The sequence below is a fragment of the Mycobacterium spongiae genome (assembly GCF_018278905.1).
Classification (GTDB): Bacteria; Actinomycetota; Actinomycetes; order Mycobacteriales; family Mycobacteriaceae; genus Mycobacterium; species Mycobacterium spongiae.
On sequence record NZ_CP046600.1, the window covers coordinates 3,932,549 to 3,951,546 of the forward strand.

The 18,998-nt window shown below is 65.8% G+C and carries 9 protein-coding genes; 1 reads left to right on the top strand and 8 read right to left on the bottom strand.

All coding sequences use genetic code 11. The annotated features are described in order from the left end of the window. Window positions 1–65: 65 nt before the first annotated feature. Both F6B93_RS15945 and F6B93_RS15950 read right to left on the bottom strand, forming a co-directional pair. The gene (locus F6B93_RS15945) at window positions 66–9,305 is read right to left on the bottom strand and encodes a type I polyketide synthase (protein ID WP_211699544.1); all 9,240 of its coding nucleotides are present in this window, start codon (window positions 9,303–9,305) and stop codon (window positions 66–68) included. Window positions 9,306–9,823: 518 nt separating this feature from the next. After that, complete coding sequence (locus F6B93_RS15950; protein WP_211695939.1) at window positions 9,824–10,546, bottom strand: DUF1906 domain-containing protein; 723 nt, start codon at window positions 10,544–10,546, stop codon at window positions 9,824–9,826. 164 nt (window positions 10,547–10,710) lie between these two features. Here F6B93_RS15950 and F6B93_RS15955 point away from each other — a divergent pair, with 164 nt between their 5' ends. After that, entirely contained in the window at window positions 10,711–12,183 is a 1,473-nt protein-coding gene (locus F6B93_RS15955) for an aldehyde dehydrogenase (RefSeq protein WP_211695940.1), read from the top strand. 6 nt (window positions 12,184–12,189) lie between these two features. Here the strand turns inward: F6B93_RS15955 and F6B93_RS15960 are convergent, their stop codons facing one another. The 6 genes from F6B93_RS15960 to F6B93_RS15985 all read right to left on the bottom strand — a co-directional run bounded on the left by F6B93_RS15960 (window position 12,190) and on the right by F6B93_RS15985 (window position 18,911). After that, window positions 12,190–12,642: a MaoC/PaaZ C-terminal domain-containing protein gene (locus tag F6B93_RS15960; RefSeq protein WP_211695941.1), complete on the bottom strand. Its 453-nt coding sequence runs from the start codon at window positions 12,640–12,642 to the stop codon at window positions 12,190–12,192. Then, the gene (locus tag F6B93_RS15965; protein WP_246541147.1) at window positions 12,639–13,136 is read right to left on the bottom strand and encodes a MaoC family dehydratase; all 498 of its coding nucleotides are present in this window, start codon (window positions 13,134–13,136) and stop codon (window positions 12,639–12,641) included. Before F6B93_RS15965 ends, F6B93_RS15960 begins: the two co-directional genes overlap by 4 nt. 76 nt (window positions 13,137–13,212) lie before the next feature. Beyond that, window positions 13,213–13,641, bottom strand: coding sequence for a nuclear transport factor 2 family protein (locus F6B93_RS15970; protein WP_211695943.1), 429 nt, complete (start codon window positions 13,639–13,641; stop codon window positions 13,213–13,215). A gap of 40 nt (window positions 13,642–13,681) precedes the next feature. Then, window positions 13,682–15,277 carry an AMP-binding protein gene (locus tag F6B93_RS15975; protein WP_211695944.1) on the bottom strand — a complete coding sequence of 532 codons (1,596 nt, stop codon included), beginning with the start codon at window positions 15,275–15,277 and terminating at the stop codon, window positions 13,682–13,684. Window positions 15,278–15,288: 11 nt separating this feature from the next. Then, window positions 15,289–16,416, bottom strand: coding sequence for an aromatic ring-hydroxylating oxygenase subunit alpha (locus tag F6B93_RS15980; protein WP_211695945.1), 1,128 nt, complete (start codon window positions 16,414–16,416; stop codon window positions 15,289–15,291). Window positions 16,417–16,496: 80 nt separating this feature from the next. Beyond that, on the bottom strand, window positions 16,497–18,911 hold the full coding sequence (locus F6B93_RS15985; RefSeq protein ID WP_211695946.1) for a CaiB/BaiF CoA-transferase family protein: 2,415 nt from the start codon (window positions 18,909–18,911) through the stop codon (window positions 16,497–16,499). Window positions 18,912–18,998: the final 87 nt, after the last annotated feature.

Consider the following 18,998-nt stretch of genomic DNA (forward strand, 5'->3'; position numbering starts at 1 on the left):
CCCCCCTCGCTTGCGGGTCACGGTGAGGAGAAGCCGGGCAAGCTGGCCAAAGTTTACGCACCGGCCTAGTACGCGTCGCCGTCACCGAGCCGAGCGCCCGGATTCAGCAGCATCGCCGCTTCCTGTGGCTTCTCCGGCGTGTGATGGTCGAAGCGACGGTCAGCGGGCCGCTCGTACATCGGCGCGCCTCCGGCGATCGCCGACGCCAGACGACGCTGGCCGGCCAACAACCGTGCGTCAGCACGCCGCTGGTAATCGGCACGCTGTCCGTGCTCCAGCGATGCGATGAACGCCTGCGGGTGCACCAGGGCGACCAGACCGGACACATGGCCGAATCCGAGGCTGGTCAACAGGCCAGCCTTGATCGGGAACCGTCCACCGAGCCGCAGCGTGTCTCGCACCCAGACGAAGTGCGCGGCACCGGACAGTTCGTCGTCGACACAATCCAGACTGCGGTTAGGTGGTATGACGCCGTCTCTCAGGATCTGGCACAACCCCATGGTCTGGAAAACCGCCGCGCCCCCCTTGGCGTGGCCGGTCAGGCTCTTCTGCGACACCACGAACAGCGGGGCACCCTCGGAGCGGCCCAGCGAGTCGGCGAGCCGTTCATGCAGCTCGGTCTCGTTGGGATCGTTGGCCAGCGTCGACGTGTCGTGCTTGGAGATGACCGCGACGTCGTCGGCACCCACGCCCAGCTTGGTCAGCGCGCTCGCCAACGCCGAGTCCCTGCCGCCGCGGCCAGCGCCGAGTGCGCCCAAGCCGGGGGCTGGGATTGAGGTGTGCACACCATCGCCGAAGGACTGCGCGAAGGCCACCACCGCAAGCACCGGCAGCCCCATGCGCAGCGCGAGGTCGCCGCGCGCCAGCAAGATCGTGCCGCCACCCTGAGCTTCCACGAATCCCAACCGCCGACGGTCGTTGGGCCGGGAGAACTTCGAGTCGTCAATTCCCCGGCCACGCATCATCGATGTGTCGGCGGTTGCCGCCATGTCACCGAAGCCGATGATCCCTTCCAGAGTCAGGTCGTCCAGGCCGCCGGCCACTACCAGTTCGGCCTTACCCAACCGGATCTTGTCGACGCCCTCCTCGACCGACACCGCGGCCGTCGCGCACGCGGCTACCGGATGGATCATCGAGCCATAACTGCCGACGTAGGACTGAACCACGTGCGCGGCAATGATATTCGGCAGGACCTCCTGGAATATGTCGTTCGGCTTGTTGCGGCCCAAGAGGTTTCCGTGGTACATCGTCTGCATCGATGTGCCGCCACCCATCCCGGTGCCCTGGGTATTGGCCACCAGGCTCGGATGCACGTAACGCATGACCTCGGCCGGCGTGAATCCGGCGGACAGGAACGCGTCGACCGTCGCGACGATGTTCCACACCGCGAGCCGGTCGATGGAATTGGCCATGTCTTGGCTGATTCCCCACACCGTCGGGTCGAACCCAGTGGGAATTTGACCCCCAACGACCCTCGACAGCTGGGTCTTGCGCGGTACCCGTATCTCGGTGCCGGCCTTGCGGATGACCTGCCAGTCACCGGAGTCGGGCACCGGCCGAGCGACCGTGTGCTCGGGGTCGAACTGGACAAAGGCCCGCGCGTCGGCCTCCGACGACACCACGAACGAGAAGTCCTTGTCGAGGAACACCGACACCAGCAACGGCGAACCGTGGTCGGGGTCCATCGCACCATCATCGACGAACTCGCGGATGCCGACCCGCTCCACCACGGTGTCGTGGTAGCGCTCGACTAGCTCCGCCTCGTCGACGAGATCTCCGGATTCGGTGTCGTACCAACCCGGTTGCGGATCGTCTTCCCATCGGACCAAGCCGGTGGTCCAGGCCAGCTCCAAAACTCCTGCCGCCGACAGCTCGTGGTCCACCTCCATCTCGAAGCGGGTACGCGATGAGCCGCACGGGCCGAGTTCGGCGCCCCCGACGATCACCACTAGATCGGCTGGGTCGACGTCGAGGTCATGCCATTCCGGCGGCGGCGCGGGGGTGTAACCGCGCGGCGGCGACGGCAACGCGGCGATGATGCCGGGGCTGCCCACGGTTGCCTCTTCGCGATCGGCTGTTTCAGCCGACATCTCTTCGCGTGCTTTGGCTGCCAGCTCGGCCATGTCGAGGTTGGCCTCCGCCAGCCCACCGGTCAGGTCCGCTTTGATCGGGGCGCTGGCTGCGGCCACCTTGGACTCGACGTCGCAGAGGTTGAGCAGCATTGCCGCCATCTCGTCAGTCGAGTAGGTGGTTACCCCCGCCTCTTCGGCGGCGGTAACGACGGCGTCGTTGTGTCCCATCAGTCCGGTGCCACGAGTCCAGCCGATCAGGGCGTGGGCCAGGCTGACCCGTTCCGCCCACGAGGACTCCGCGTGCCAACGACTCACCACGGCGTCCAATGCCGACTTGGCTTCGCCGTAAGCGCCGTCACCGCCGAACATTCCGCGGTTGGGCGACCCAGGCAGCACCACATGCAGCCGAGAAGCGATGTCGCGCTCGGCGCCGATCGTCGACAGACCTCCGATCAGCCGCTGCACGGCCCACAGCAGCACCTTCATCTCCATCTCGGAGCGGGAGCCGGCCTCCGACAGGTCGCCGACGACACGCGGTGCGGCGAATGGGAACAGCAGCGTCGGAGTCTGCGCGTCCTTGATGTGAATCGACTGCGGCCCAAGGCTTTCAGACTGTTCGTGGCCGATCCATTCGACCAAGCCGTCGATGTCGGAGTAGGACGCCATGTTGGCCGCAACCACCCACAGCGCCGCACCGTAGCGCGCGTGGTCCCGATACAACGTGCGGTAGAACGCCAATCGTTCCTCGTCGAGCTTCGAGGTGGTCGCAATCACGGTGGCACCGCCGTCCAGCAGGCGCGCGGCTACCGATGCGGCAATCGATCCCTTCGAAGCGCCAGTCACCACCGCGACTTCGCTGTGGTACGGGCCGGGGTCCGGGCTTTCGGCACCGGCGGCGATCCGGCCGTACAGCGACGCGTGGATCTGCCGGCCCGCAGCCAGCGACTTGCCCTGCCACCAGGTGGCCTGAGTCGCGACTACGTGGCCCGCACCCTCGAATCGCTGTGAGAGCCGTGGCCAGTCGGCATCGATCTCATCCTCGTCGGTCAGCCACAACTTGACCAAGTCCTCGCGGGCGCTGGCCCAGCGGTCGTCGAATACCACGGCCTTCTTCGCATCGAACGTCGGCGCCACCAATCGGGGCCAGTCCGCGCCGAGTTCGGCGGTGACCAAGTCGATGAGCTCGGCATCGGTGGCCGCCGGCAGGGCGCTGACCGGATCGTCCAGCCCGAGCTGCCCCAGTACGAGACGGGCCGCCGAAGCGAGCACGCCGTCGCGCCCGGTGATCTGATCGGTGAACTCGCCCAGTGCGGCCGCGTCGACGGTCGCGCCACCGCCACCGCTGGAGGGCAGGGCGACCGCCACGCCACGACGTGACGCGACCGACGTGACCGCCGCGTCAATGACCTTGTCGACCGCCGCGGCATCGGCCAATGCACCCTCGTGCAGGTTGCCTAGCGCGTCCCCGCGAACGCTGGTGCCCTCGCGGGTGCCCAGCGCAACTTCGACGGTGACGTGCTTGGCCCAGCCGTCACCGAGCTCCCAGGTCTTTGTCACCCGCTCGGCAATGGCGCCCGGTCGCTTGCCCGAAGGCCCGAGAACGGTCCGCAACTGATCGTTGATCGCGTCGGAAAGGACCGGCCCGTATGGCTTGTAGGTTCGTGCCAGCTTTGTCACCTGCGACCGCAGCCCGGCCAGATCGCTCTCCGCGGCGCCATCGATAGCCCCGAGATTCAGCTCCGAGCCGAGGTCGACCAGCAACTGGTTGCGGCGCGACGAGGCGCCGTCGGTGATGGACTCGATCGAGTCCAGCTCCTCGATCTGGTCGATACGCATCTTGGCCGAGAGCGCGATGAGCGCCAGCGTGGCGTCAGCGGCATCGAACGCGATGTCGTCAGGGCGGGCCGCACCCGACGGAGCACCCGACGGAGCTCCGGCGCTAGCCGGAGTGACGGCGGGGGCGACATCAGGCGTGGGCGCGCCCTCCGCAACGGCGGAGTCGGAATCATCCGGCACCTCGTCCTCAAGCTCTGGCTCCGGATCGGTATCGGTGGCGAACAGCACGGCAGCATCACGCTCGGCATTGAGCACTTCCACCGTACTGTGCGCGTATTCGGGCAGCTTGAGGGTGTTGGTAGCCAAACCAGCCACTGTCGGCGACGACTTCACCCCGATCTCGACGAACCGTTCCACACCCAGCCCGCCGGCGGCCTGCTCGATGAACAGCAGATCTTGCGTCTCGATCCATCGCACCGGACTGGCGAACTGCCAGGCCAGCAGTTCGATGAACACCGTGCGGGCCATCTCGCGCGGCCGCTCGCGCAACCACGTGTCGTAGTCGGCGAGGATCTCATCGAGCGGCTCGGCCGGCACCAGATCCCGGATCTCCTGGATGAAGTCGCGATCCAAGGTGAACAGTCGCGGCACGAGGTTGGGAATGTAGCGCCCGACAATCAGGTCGGGATCCGCGTCGCGCGGCATGACCCGGTCCAACGAACGGCGAAACTCCGCCACACCGACGCGCAAGACGCGCGAGTGGAAAGGAACATCAATGCCGGGCACCAGGATGAAAGAACGGCGGCCCCCGGTGATTTCACGGCGCCGCTCCACCTCGGCCTCGAGTGCCTCCAGGCCGCGAACCGTGCCGGCGATCGCGTATTGCGACCCACGCAGGTTGAAGTTCACGATCTCCAGGAATTCGCCAGTACTCGCCGCAATATCGGCGACAAACTCCGGAACGTCGGCGTCGTCGAGGTCGATCTGCGACGGCCGGATCGCCGCCAGCCGGTAGTTGGAGCGGCCCAGCTCGTCGCGTGGCACGATGTCGTGCATCTTCGATCCACGGTGAAACACCATCTCCAGCAGGGCTTCCAGCTCGTAGATGCCGGTCACACAGGCCAGTGCGGTGTACTCGCCAACCGAGTGCCCGCATGCGATAGCACCTTCGACGAAGGCACCCTGCTCGCGCATTTCTGCGACCTGCGCTGCCGCCACGGTCGCCATCGCCACCTGGGTGAACTGCGTCAAGTACAGCACGCCATCGGGGTGGTGATAGTGCACACCGCTGGCGATGACGCTGGTGGGGTTGTCGCGCACCAGGTGCAGCACGGAGAAGCCCAGGGTGTCGCGGGTGAACGTGTCTGCGTTGTCCCAGACCTTGCGGGCCGCCTTGGAGCGGGCTCGCACCTCCATGCCCATGCCCTTGTGCTGAATTCCCTGGCCTGGGAACGCATACACCGTCCTCGGTGCGGCCAGCCGCGCGGTCGCCGACATCACGAGATCCGATCCGACGCGAGCGGTCACCTCCAAAACCTCTGCGCCCCGGTCGATTCCGACACGGTCCACGCGGAAGTCCACCTCGTCGCCGGGAAGCACCATACCCAGGAACCGCGCGGTCCACCCCACGAGCCGCGCCGGCGGGCGAGCTTGCCCATCGGTCGCAGTCACTGCATGCTGCGCGGCCGCCGACAACCACATGCCGTGCACGATTGGCGATTTAAGGCCCGCCAGGAGCGCCGCCGACCGATCGGTGTGGATGGGGTTGTGGTCACCGGAGACCACCGCGAATGGTCGCATGTCGACCGGCGCGGCAAGGGTGACATCGCGGCGGCGGCGGCGCGGGGTATCGGTGGCGTTCTCCGATACCGCACCGCCGGCCCGGACCGGATCGGTGAGTTCCGCCGCACCGGTGCGCCCCAGGATCACGAATCGCTCATCGAGAGTGGCGATTGGTTCGCCGTCGCTTCCCGCAACCGTGACAGACACCTGGACAACACGGCCCATGTCGGTGTCGGTGGCCAGCGACGCGGTCGCGGCAATGCTCAATTGGTCTGGGACTTTGGGCAACTGACCGACAACGCGGGCGGCATGGTCCAAGTGCACCAGGCTCAGCAGGCCCTCCACCACGGGCACGCCCGCGTCGGTGACCGCCGACCCAATCGCCGCGAAAACCGCTGGCCAGCAAGGACCGACCAACGCGTCGGGGACAGTGGTGAGGCTAGGCGCCAGCGGCTCACCAAAGGTTGCCGTAACTCCGGTGTGGTCGGCGACCCGCTCGGGGTCCCAGGCCACCGTTTGGGTGGCGGTACCGTCCTGAACCGCCGGCAACGACTCGGGCCCAGCGACGCCGGCCGCAATTGCCAGCACCGAGCGCATCGCGGTCGCGGCATCCTCGGTGGAGACCACCGGCGTTGCACCGTCGACCGTGTTGGCCGCCACGGTGAATCGGATGTCTACCCAGGTGCCCGACACCGGCACGCTCAGTACGACGTCGTCGCCATGAGTCTGCAGCCGAGCTCCGGTAGACGTATGTGTAGCGCGCGGACTTTCAGGTCCATCGTGGACCTGCCAGTCAGCCGGTTCGGCGATGCGATGAACGGGGTTGGTCGCTGTGCGGCCAGCCCACATCACGTCGGGCGCGTCGAGCACCACGGCCAGCGGCCCGGTCACATCGGCACGCCCCAACCGACGGCACGTGACGTCGGTGGGCACCGCTCCGGCGCCGAGTACCTCGTCGATGGCGGCCTGCTCGAAGCGGTCCAACAAGTCGCCGACGGGTTCATCGAGCCGCGTGATGCCGGCCACTGACGCGGTGCCGGGAATGATGCACACCTCATCGGCGTCGTAGCGCGCGTCGTGCGCCTGCCACAAGGAGTCACTGCGCCACCAGCGCCGCACGTCCTTGTCGATGACCGGCACGAAGTTGACGGGCTTGCCGAGTGTCTTGCACAGCGTGACGAAGAACGGCACATCGGCGGGATGCAGTTGCACGCTCTCGGCGTCGGGGCAACGCGCAAGCAGTGCCTCGATCGCCGCCGGCGGATTCTCCAGCAGCTCCGGATCGGTGAACACCGTCTCGATCGGACCGAAATCCTTGGCATGCAGCCGCGCTTCGGCACGGTGCAGCATCTGCTCGAACCGATCCCGCCAGGTGTCGGCCAGCCACGGGCTGCCGGGTGCCGCGGTGTCGGCCGTCGAGTCGCCATCGCCGATCGTCAGCTCGACGTAACGCTGCAACCACTCCAGGTAGGTCATCGTCCCGACATCACCGAAGTACGGCTTGGCGGTATTGGCCATCGCCGCAATGATCTCGTCGCGACGCTGGGCGACCGCTTCCTCGTCACCGGCAACCTCATCGAGCAGCCGCCCGCACCGCGACGCGGTGTTGTCGATCTCGTGGATGTCGGCGCCAAGCTGACTGCGGCTCGAAGCCATGCCGCCCTGAGCTTTTCCAGCGCTGATCCACTGATCGGTGCCTTGGGTTTCGACCAGCATCCGCTTGACCGACGGCGACGTGGTGGACTCCTCGGTCGCCATGGCCGCGGTGCCGACGAGTATCCCGTCGATCGGCATCAACGGGAAGCCGTACGCCTGTGCCCAGCGCCCGGAGAGATACTCTGCGGCGCGTTCGGGAGTGCCGATGCCGCCGCCGACGCACACGGTGATGTTGGCGCGCGACCGCAACTCCGAGTAGGTGGCCAGTAACAGGTCGTCGAGATCTTCCCAGGAGTGGTGTCCGCCGGCACGCCCGCCCTCGACGTGCATGATGACCGGTTTGGTGGATACCTCGGTAGCGATGCGGATCACCGAGCGGATCTGTTCGATGGTGCCGGGCTTGAATACGACGTGGCTGATACCGACCTCGCCCAGCTCGTCGATCAGCTCGACGGCTTCCTCGAGTTCGGGGATGCCCGCGCTGATCACCACACCGTCGATCGCCGCGCCGGACTGGCGGGCCTTCTGCACCAACCGCTTTCCGCCGACCTGCAGCTTCCACAGGTACGGATCGAGGAACAGCGCATTGAACTGATAGGTGCGACCCGGTTCCAGTAGCCCGGAGAGCTCCTCGATGCGGTGACCGAATATCTCTTCGGTGACCTGCCCACCTCCGGCCAGTTCAGCCCAGTGCCCGGCGTTGGCCGCGGCGGCAACGATCTTGGCGTCGACGGTGGTCGGGGTCATGCCCGCGAGCAGAATCGGCGACCGACCGGTGAGCCGGGTGAATTTCGTGGACAGCTTGACCCTGCCGTCCGGCAACCGGACGACGGTCGGCGCGTAATTCGACCAAGCCCGCGCCACCTCGGGAGTGGCGCCCACGGTGAACAGATTTCGCTGGCCGCCACGCGTCGCAGCGGGCACGATGCCCACACCCAAACCGCGGATCACCGGCGCGGTCAGACGGGTAAGAATGTCTCCGGGGCCCAGGTCGAGAATCCAGCGTGCGCCGGCATCGTGGACCCGGGTGATCTCGTCGACCCAGTCGACCTTCCGTACCAGGATCGACTCGGCCAGCTCCCGTGCCAGCGCGACATCCAGGCCTACCTGCTGCGCCCAGCCGCCCACGATGTCGATTCCGTCGGCGAGTCGAGGCGTGTGGAAGCCCACCTCGACCTGGACCGGATCGAAGACCGGCGCAAAGACGTCGCCGCCACGAACCTTGTTCTTGCGATCGGCCTCCTCTTTCTCGGAGATCTGCCGGCAGTAGAGCTCGAAGCGCGACAACTGCTCGGGCGTGCCCGTGATGACGACGGAACGCCGGCCATTGCGAATCGACAGCACCGGGGCGAGCACAGTGCGCACGTCCTGGGCGAACTCGTCGAGCAGCCGAACGATGCGCTCGGGGTCGGCGTTGGTCACCGACACCATGGGCGGGCGATCGCCGAGGACGGAGATTCCGCGCCGGCGCGCCACCAGCGTGCCGGCGGCACCGATCAACTGGGCTAGCGCAAACAGCTCTACATCGCGCGCCCCACCTGCCTTGAGCGCCTCCACCGCCAACACACCCTGGGAGTGCCCAGCGAGCGCTACGGGCGGCGTGGCGGTCAAATCCATGCCTTGGCGCGCCAGTGCCCGCCTGGCCGCGATCTGAGTGAGCAGGACTCCTGGCACTGACACCGCGGCCGACGTCAGGTGCTTGTCGGACGGAACGGGATCCTCGGCCGCGAGCGCGCGCACCCACTGCAGCGGCTCGAAGCCGATCGGGCGCACCACCACCAGCTCTTTGGCGACCGGCTCAAGCAGCAGTTCCACCTCACCGACCAGCGTGGCCAACTCGGTCTCGATCCCCGCGGCCGACACCAGTTCTTCGAGCGTCTGTAGCCAGGCGCTGCCCTGGCCACCGAACGCGACGGCGTAAGGCTCACCGGCGGTCAAGCGATCGACCAGCGCATGGGTGCTATGCGGCCTATCCCCGCCGCGGTCAGCGGACACCCGGTCGTGCTCGTGGATCGTCACGGTTTGCATCTCCCCTGTGTGCGTCTGTACATATCAGTTCGTTCGGCCGGTCGAGACTGCCGTGCGGGCCCACCGATTCAGGTCGATTCCGCGTTGAATCGCCGCCGAGAATCGTCTGACCGGTGGGTAGTCGGCGTGCCGGCCCCTGAGTCCAGTGGCGCGATGGACTGCATCGGCCTTATAAGAGTGTCATAAGGATCCGTCCAACTTTTTGACGCCGATTGGTTACTGGCGAGTTCTACGGGCGGGTAACCGTGTCGTGGGTAACACCGGGTTGAGCTGCTGGCGCGGGTGTCTCGACCAAACCTCCTGCATGGAGGTGGTTACGGCCGAGTAGCTATAACTGCGCTGATCAAGGCAGTATTGTTACCAAATCGTTATGTAAAAATTCGGTGTAGAGGCCCGCACTCCGACCGTGGCGGGGCCCGGTCGCCGGCGTTGGCGCAGAACGGACAACCTGGCGCAATCAGCGAACGAGTGTTTGCTGGAATGTGGTTACGAGAGTTGCGAGGGACGAGCTAGGCCCACTGCCCAAACCGGGGCTTGAGGATGTGGTTGACGTCCACCCCAACACCACCGACCGAGCGTTTGTCGATCTCGACTTGGTGGAGATGCGCGCCCGGATGGGCGTAGCCCTTGGGTGAACCCCAGTTGTGCTGCCAGAAGAAGGAGCCCAGGCCGTCATGCAGCGCCCAGTCGATCGTCTTCGAATTGGCGTAGACGCCGGTGCGCTGGTGTCCTATCACCGACTCCCAGCCGCGGAGATACGGGACGATCTGATTCTTGTACTGGTCATACGACGGGTTGTCGTCGATCGACGCGTAGATCGGGGCGGCGGCCGGGCCGCCGGCGGCGGCGTGCAGCTGCGCGCCACGCTTGGCATGCCGAACGCCGGCCCCGGCACCACCGAGCCAGTCCGATGTGCTGCCCTTCCCGTACTGATAGCAGGAAACGATCTTGAGCCCACCGCCGTAGAGGTCGCGCGCCTCGGCGAGTTGGATCGGCTTTCCGAGCATCCAGTCACCGCCGGGCCGCCGATCGGACACATACCGGATCGCACCCAGGGCACCGGCGGCCCGAATCTGGCTGGCGGGAATGACCCCGGCCGCATAGTCCAACAGGGTCCCCAGGGAGCCTGCCGAGGCTGGGGCGGCGCGTATCGCCGCGGCTGCGACGCCCAGGCCCACCAGCCCCGGAGTCGTCGCCGCGAACTTGAGCACCTGACGTCGAGAAACCGACATACGCCACAGGGTACGCAGAAGCACCAAAAGACACACTGACCTCAGTGATCACATGTGTATCACATTCGGACAACGCGCCATCGCTCCCGTCGGGCCACGCCGGCTGTTAGCGTCAACAATGACGTTGCGGTCTTTTGCGCACCCAGCGCTGAGGTGGTGCTCCAATGACAGAAAATCCAGTCCACCGTTCGTATGACGAGCTGTTCGTTGGCGGATGCTGGCGCAAACCCGCCACGGCAGAACGACTCACGGTCGTTTCGCCGCACTCCGAAGAGCCCATCGGCCACGTACCGCTGGCCGGGCCCGACGATGTGGACGCGGCGGTCGCCGCCGCCCGGCAGGCTTTCGACCACGGGCCTTGGCCGCGTTGGGACCCCCAAGAACGCATGGACAAGATCGAAGAGCTGGCCGCCATCTATGCGCTGCACCTCGACGAAATGTCCGCCCTGATCACGGCGGAGATGGGATCCCCACGCCGTTTCAGCAGACTGGGCCAAACCGCCGGGGCGGCGTCATTGATGCACCTCACCCTGGCCGCGGCCCGCGACTTCCCGTGGGCCGAACGGCGACGGGGCGTGCTCGGCGAAGTACATGTGCGCAGGGCACCGGTGGGCGTGGTCGGAGCGATCGTGCCGTGGAACGTACCCCAATTCCTGATCATGCCCAAGCTGATTCCCGCGCTCATCGCCGGGTGCACCGTCGTCGTCAAACCCGCACCCGAGACACCGCTGGACGCCCTGTGGTTGGCCGAGATGATCGAGCAGATCGGCTTGCCGGAAGGAGTGGTGTCGATGCTGCCCGGAGGTCCGGATGCCGGCGAAGCACTGGTACGGCACCCCGGCGTGGACAAGATCGCATTCACCGGGTCGAGCGCCACGGGCCGCCGCATCGCCGCTCTCTGCGGTGAGCAGCTCAAGCGGGTGAGCCTGGAGTTGGGTGGCAAGTCGGCAGCCATCATCCTCGACGACGCCGATGTCGACAAGACCGTTGCCGGTCTCAAGACAGCCGGCCTCATGAACAACGGCCAGGCCTGCGTCGCGCAGACCCGGATCCTGGTCAGCGAACGGCGTCATGACGACGTCGTGGACGCGTTGGCGGAGATGATGTCGGCATTGCGGGTCGGCGATCCCGCCGACGAAGCAACCGACATCGGGCCGCTGGTGGCCCGGCGGCAGCAGCATCGGGTCCAGGACTACATCCGTTGCGGGACAACGGAGGGCGCACGCATCGTGCTCGGTGGCCAGGACAGCCCCGCCGAGCGCGGCTGGTACGTGCGGCCCACGCTGTTTATCGATGCCACCAACGACATGCGGATCGCTCGTGAAGAGATATTCGGCCCGGTCTTGACCGTCCTGACCTATCGAGACGAGGACGACGCGGTCCGGATCGCCAACGACAGCGACTACGGTCTGGCGGGTTCGGTCTGGACAGCCGACGCGGCCCACGGCCTCGACGTGGCCGCCCGCGTGCGCGCAGGAACGTACGGCATCAATATGTATTCGCTGGACACCAGCGCGCCGTTCGGCGGGTTCAAGCAATCGGGCATCGGGCGCGAATTCGGACCGGAAGGTCTCGAGGAGTACGTCGAGCTGCAGACGGTGCTCTGCAAGGGCGAGATGCCACCGCTATCTTCCTGAAAAGCACTAAAGGTCAGCGGGATTGGGCATCTGCAGAGTAATCTCCACCGGACAGCACAGCACACCGTGCTGATTGGTCACCTCGACCTCGATGTCGACAAGATGGCGCGGCGGGTCAACCACGCTGTCTGAGCGCTTCGCTATCGCACGACCCCGGCCGACCATCGTATCGCCGGCGTGGACCGCACCGACCAACTGCATCCGGCGGCGCACCACGCGGCTACTCGGGCCTGCCCAATCGGTTGCGACTCGGTCGGCGAACCCAGCCACATGCATGGTGTTGACGAAAATCGCAGGGCTCCCCTGACGTTGGGCATAGACAGGGTCGAAATGGCCAGGGAAATAGTCCCACGTCGCCCCGGCGTTCTCGACAACCCGTTGGTAGCTGATCTCATCGGTCACTTCCGGGAGGTCGACCGGAACGTGGATCTCGTTCCAGTCCAGGTCCTCGCCGATCACGAAGCCTCCCCGGGTCGTGCCCCGGGAGTGAACCGGAACAAGGTGTTGCGGCAGCTGGCCACCACGACATCGCGCTGTCGGCTATAGGTCTGCAGCGTCTCGACGAAATGACCCACACCCAAGCGCGTTTGCTTTTCCGGGGACACCGACACGAGCTCCTCGACAACGGTGAGTAGATCCCCCTCGACGATCGGATGCAAAAACTCAACGTCGTTGGCCACGTTGATGAATGTCGTTCCGGGCAGCGGCACCCGCAGCGCAAGCGATGTGACTGGCGCGTTCGCGCTCGGTCCTTGGGTTGGCCGCCACGGCGGAGGTGTCAGCCATCCCATCAACAAAGCCGGCGGAGCGAGCAGACCTCCCCATTTCTGCCGAGCAAAGTCGGCATCCCAGTAGGAACGGTTGCCGTCGCGGACCATAGCGGCGAACAATTGAATTCGCGAGCCGCTGACGGCCGTCGCGGCGGTTCGTGGTTCGGCCACCACGCCAACCATCCGCAGCGCATCCTCGTAGGTGCCGAAGGCTAGTTCGTAGCCCACCGGTCGTCCGCGTCCTGATTCACGCGCCCGCCTACCCGACGAGCGGACATTGGCGCCGAACCGCATCCCATTCGAGGATCCGGGAAGTGAAGTACCAGCCACCCCGCTCGTAGATCAGTTCGTCGCGATAGGTACCGGTGGCCCGCAGCGTGGTGTGGCTATCACCACCGACGGCGAAAAGCACGGCTACACACCGCTGCGTCGCGTTGATGCCGTCGACACTGATCTCGTGGTCGACGGTAACCAGGCGTAGTGCATCGCCGCCGTCGAATGCCTGGCGTAGATCGGTGAACACCTCGCGGTCGCGGGTGAGGCTCGCACCCGAGTGGCGGAACGTGGCCACCCAGCGGTCGCGCTCGCCAGCCGAATAGGCCCGATTATGGCGGGCATTCAGGTCCATGATGGCTGCGCGTCCGGTCGCGGCATGCAGCAGTTGCTCCTGCTGATAGGTCATGGTCATCGATACCCTCCGGCCTGCCGCGAACTGATGAAACCCTAACTCACCGATCAACCACGTATCCGTGGCTTTCTCGATCCCAGGCGCCCGGGCCCACACCGCGGGCACGCAGCACATCCTTACGTATCCGACCGATTTCATTCTTCGGAAGCTCGTCGACCGGCTCGACGAATCGCGGCACGCAGAAGTACGGCATTCTGGCCGCACAGAAGTCGAGCAACTCCGCACAATCGAGTGCGCCCCCGCCACGCAGCGTCACGATCAACAAGATGTCGTCCTCGCCCACGTCACTGGGAACGCCCACGGCGGCCGCTTCGGCCACGGCGGGATGGCGCATGACGGTGGCTTCGACTTCCACTGACGAGACGTTCTCGCCACGCCTGCGCACCGAATCCTTGACACGGTCCACATACGTCAGATTCTGGTGGCTGTCGAATCTGCCGAGATCGCCAGTCCGAAACCACTCCGGGTGGCAGTCCACCCGCACGCCGCGCGTCTCCTCGGCGCTCGCAACGACGTATCCCTGGCTCATCACGCCTGGAAACCTGGGCCGGCAAGTGATCTCCCCAACCACTCCTTCCGGCAGCGGACTGCCGTCCGTACCGACGATGCGCACATCGAAATTCGAGGTGGGCTTGCCCGAGGTCCCCGGCGCCCCATCGTCGGCGACGCCCTTGACAGTGATGGGAAACGCCTCGGTCATCCCGTACATCGTGACAATGCGACAGCCGTAACGCTTTTCGATGTCGCGGTAGGCGGTCGCGCCAATGGGTGCAGCGGAGATGAAACGCAACGGCAGCTGCGAGTCACGCGGATCCGCAGGCAGGTTCGTCAACATCGAAACCATGGCGCCGGCACCGGCGAAACCGACGGCACCATGGGAGCGGACCTCGTCCCACACGTCACCGGGATGGAAAGCCTCTGCCAGCACCGTCGTTCCACCGACGAGCATCGGCGCCAGGATGATCGGCGCCGCGCTCAGGTGGAACAGCGGCATCGCAGTCCATAGCACTTCTCCCCGGCCGAATTCCCAGGCGGACGCGACCGTCGCGGCGACGCAGAACAAGTAGTCCCAGGTCGTGGCGACCGCCTTCGACGGCCCCGTGGTGCCTGAGGTGAAAAACAGCGCGGCCAACTCGCCATCCCGACCCGAGTAGTCGGGCGGGTCGCGGCTCACCCGGGCACGGTCTGGCGACTGTCCTTGCATCACAACGCTAGTCACGGCATCGAGCTGGCTGGAGATCTCGTCGACTCGAGCGCGGCGACCCGGGTCGGTGAGGATTACTTTGGCGCGGGACAACCGTAGGTTGCGCAGCAGGAAGTCACCCTTGTTGGCGGCGTTCACCGCCGCGCTCACCGCGCCGATCCGCGCCGCGCCCAGCCAGAAGTAGATCCATTCCGCGCATGTCCCGGCGAACAGCGCCACGCAGTCACCCGGACCGATATCCATGTCGGACAACGTGTTCGAGGCCTCGCAGGACCGCTGCCGCATCTGCTCGAAGGTGATCTCGGTACCGGCAACCGACATCATCACCCGGTCGGGGAACTGCTGTGCCCGACGATCCAACACGTCCGCCACCGTGAAATGGTCGACGCCGAAATCGGAGGGCCCCAGCGGCTTCCCCCGGCCGGTGAGCATCTGGCTGCCGATCAGGCTTTGGCGGCCGCTGGGTCGGGCTGGCCCTCAGGGGTGTATCCGAAGTCCGCAGGCGACGGTTGAGTACCCGGATAGAAGCGATGCGCCCAGCGGCGCAGGGCCGCATAGTCGTGCGCCTCTTCCGGCGCCAGGTTCGGCTTCTCGAGGTATTTCATGTTCTCCCAGGTAAAGAAGTCCTGCTTGATGACCTCTTGCTGGAGCGCCAGGAACCTGGCGGCACGCCCGGTGGGCACGTCGCCGGTATCACCGGGTTCGCGAACCGAAGCCTGGGTGTAGAAATAGTCGGTGTAATCCTCGTCGACCGGAGTCTGCCCGGTGACCTGGACGGTGGCCACCAACTCACTGGGAAAGCGCACGATGCCAAGCCCCAGCGAGTAATTGTCGTAGACAATCTTCGCGTCGACCGGACCATTCGGAGTCAACCAGGTTGTGGCCCGCCCACCCCCGAAGTTGGCGTTGACCGTAGCGTGCAGGTGGTAGCCGGAGACCTCGAACGACGCGGTGTTTGCCGGGTTGGCGGCCTTGTGAACGTACTGAACGTGATAGGGATCGGCGGCGTTCTCGATGATCATCTGGGGATGCACTTTGACTCGGTTGAGCATCCGGGTATGGGGATGCAGCGGGTAGTACTCGCCCGTCTCCAGCTCCGGCAGCACCGGTGGATGCCAATACGGTGACCGACCGTGGCGTTCATGCCAGACCAGAATGAAGCCGTACCACTCCACCGCGGGATACGCGCGGATCCGGACATTGTTCTTGCAGCCGATCTTGCTGTACGGGATCAGCGCATTGGTGCCGTCCCCACGCCACTGCCAGCCGTGCCAGGGACAGACGAGGTGTTCGCCTTCGACGCTGCCGCCGACTCCCAGGTTGGCGCCGAGGTGCTGACAGTACGCATCGAGCACGTGAACCGTGCCGGACGCGGTGCGAAACAGCACCAGCTCCTCGCCGAAATAGTGCATGCGCTTCACGTCGCCGGCCCCGAGGTCCGATGCGAAGGCGACGATGAACCAACCCGTCGGGAACCGGTACGACGACAACGCAATTCCGGCCGGCCCGAACTCCCGATCCGACGGATCTCCGGGCCCCTGCGGGGGCGAGTCTTCACTGGTATTCGGCACGAGCTCCCACCGCGGTTTCGACGACTCGGTCTATTTTTACTATTTTAGACATTAAACGTCAACGCGAGTGGCGCCCCCGGCTAGACGCCCTTGGGACGGGTTCCGATCACCCCACCGCGCGCCAGGCGAGCGAGATCCTCTTCACCCACCCCGCATCGCTGGCTCAGGATTTCGTCATTGTGCTGGCCGAGGGTCGGCGGCGGGCTCAGCAACCACCTGTGCTGACCCGCCAGCGGCGCGAACGGCGGGGTGGGATAGAGACCGGCGCCGGTCCGGGGGTGATGCATCGATTCGAAGAACCCGCGATGGCGCAGTTGAGGATTGTCGGTAACCAAAGACGGCGATACCACGGGCGCGGCGGGAATGCCTGCGGCGGCTAACCGTTCCACCGTCGAATCGCGCGGCTGCGTGGCAAACCAGTCCTGCAAGCTGCGGTCGATCTCGTCAGCTCGCTCCCGACGCCCCGCGGCCGTCGACAGCGCTTCGTGACACCAGGAGGGAGTACCCATCACATCAATCAATGCCTGCCACTGCTGGTCATCGCGGACGGTCACAGCGATCCATTCATCGCTTGTTGTGGCCGCGTCGTCTTTGGCCGCGCATCGGTAGATGTTCTGCAGCGCCCCGGCCTGACCGCGGTTGCCTCGCCGACCCAACGCTGTTCCGAAGACTTCGAATTCGATCGGCTGTACCGCTGTGGTGTTCAACACCGATTCGACCATGGGCAGTTCCACCAGCTGGCCCGACCCCGTGCGTTCGGCGAAATTCAGTGCGGCCAGCACAGCGAATGCCGCGTGCACGCCGGCCAACGGATCACAGGCGCCACGCGGAGTGACCGGTGGCTCCTCCGGCAATCCGGTCACCCACGTCAGGCCGCCGATCTGCTCCATCGTTGGAGCGAATCCGACGCGTTCGCGCCACGGCCCGTGTAGCCCGAACGCCGGCATCCGCGCCACCACGAGCGCGGGGTTCACCTCCAGCAGCGTTTCCGCGGTCAGCCCGAAGTGGTCCATCACGCGCGGCGAGAAGTTCTCGATGACGACGTCGGCGTCGGCAGCCAGTGTCAAGAACAGCTCACGCCCTTCTGCGGAACCCAAATCCAGTGTGACCGAACGCTTGTTGGTGTTCATCGCGTGAAACACCCAGCCGTACTCCCACCAGTCGTCCACGTCGGTGCGCATGCCGCCGGAGTACCGAATGCCATCGGGCCGCTGGATCGACTCCACTTTGAGGACGTCAGCGCCGAACGCGGCCAACAGGTGGGTGGCAGCGGGCCCTGCCCAGAACGCCGTCAGGTCGACGATACGAACGTCGGTGAGGGGTCGCTCCGGTGATGTCGGCTGATTTCGGGGTTCGCGTTGGAGCCAGGGAGCTGTTTCGTCGTGCGCACCAAGGGCGGCGGTGTCACCCACCGGTGCAGGTGCACATCGCGACATCAGCCAAGGCGGGCGGGGCTGGTGAAAACCGGCAGGATTGGGCACGAAGACCGCGCGTTCGGTCACGTAATCCATATCGCGGATCGTGGCGCCGTTGCCGAGTGCGGCGATCGGCAGCCGGAGCAGTTGCCCCAGCTCCACTATCTCCTCGACCGTCCGTTGTGCCATCCAGGGGCGAACCAGTTCGCGGATGAGGTCGCGATACTGCCACCGGCCAACTTGAAAACGTAGTTCGGGGATCTCCTCGAGCTGGGGAGATTCGACCATCGCCGCGAAGTCGAGCCATTGTTGGCCGGTGACCATCGTGATTCCGACGTAGCCGTCTTTGGCGGGTTCTATCGAGGGCACTTCGTACGTGCGGGTGACCGGCGGCACCCGCAGCAGCTGCGAATGTAGCCATTCGCCACTCTGCATCAGGGTGATCGCTTCGAGCATGGACAGGTCAAGATGATCACCTGGGCCGCCACGTTCGACCCGCCGGTGCACGGCGAGCGCGCCGACGGCGGCGAACACGCCACCCATGTATTCCCCTAGGTCACCGCCGATCGAGATCGGAGGTCCCGCGGGATCGCCGCGAAAACCGGGAGAACCAGCCCAAGCCTGCAACGTGAACTCACTCGCGGCGCGATCGGCATACGGTCCGGTCCAGCCAAAGTCGGAGATGGTCACGACGACTGCCTGGCTGTCGGCGGCCAGCAGCTGCTGCGGGTCGATGCCCAGCGCCATTGCCTGCGACCGGCTGGCGGTCACGACCACCACGTTCGCGGCCGCGATTTCAGCTCGATATCGGTCGGAATCGGGAACCAGGCTCACGCTCTGCTTGCCAGCGTTGAGGTAGCTGAACAGCGGTGCCGCAGGACAATCCGGGCCATCCGGTAGCGGCGAACCCGTCGCCGCGTATCGTCGAAGCGAATCTCCTTGGGGCGGTTCGATTTTGCGCACCTGTGCCCCGGCATCGACCAACATCTTCCCGCAATAGCTGCCTGCAATTCGGTCGCTGATCTCGACGACACGCAATTCGCTCAGCGGCGTCGGCCGGCCATCGCGTCCCTGGCTCACGAGGCGAGCATAGTTCGATCCGGAGATGCTCTGGCGGGGACGTCAGTGGTAGGCGCTCACCAGCACTCGAAGCTCCGGCGTCCCTTG

What these genes read in the sequence shown, in the direction of transcription:
- F6B93_RS15955 (WP_211695940.1), top strand. Translation starts at nt 10,711, where the DNA reads ATGACAGAAAATCCAGTCCACCGTTCGTATGACGAGCTGTTCGTTGGC.
- F6B93_RS15965 (WP_246541147.1), bottom strand. Translation starts at nt 13,136, where the DNA reads ATGGTTGGCGTGGTGGCCGAACCACGAACCGCCGCGACGGCCGTCAGC.
- F6B93_RS15970 (WP_211695943.1), bottom strand. Translation starts at nt 13,641, where the DNA reads ATGACCATGACCTATCAGCAGGAGCAACTGCTGCATGCCGCGACCGGA.
- F6B93_RS15950 (WP_211695939.1), bottom strand. Translation starts at nt 10,546, where the DNA reads ATGTCGGTTTCTCGACGTCAGGTGCTCAAGTTCGCGGCGACGACTCCG.
- F6B93_RS15975 (WP_211695944.1), bottom strand. Translation starts at nt 15,277, where the DNA reads ATGCTCACCGGCCGGGGGAAGCCGCTGGGGCCCTCCGATTTCGGCGTC.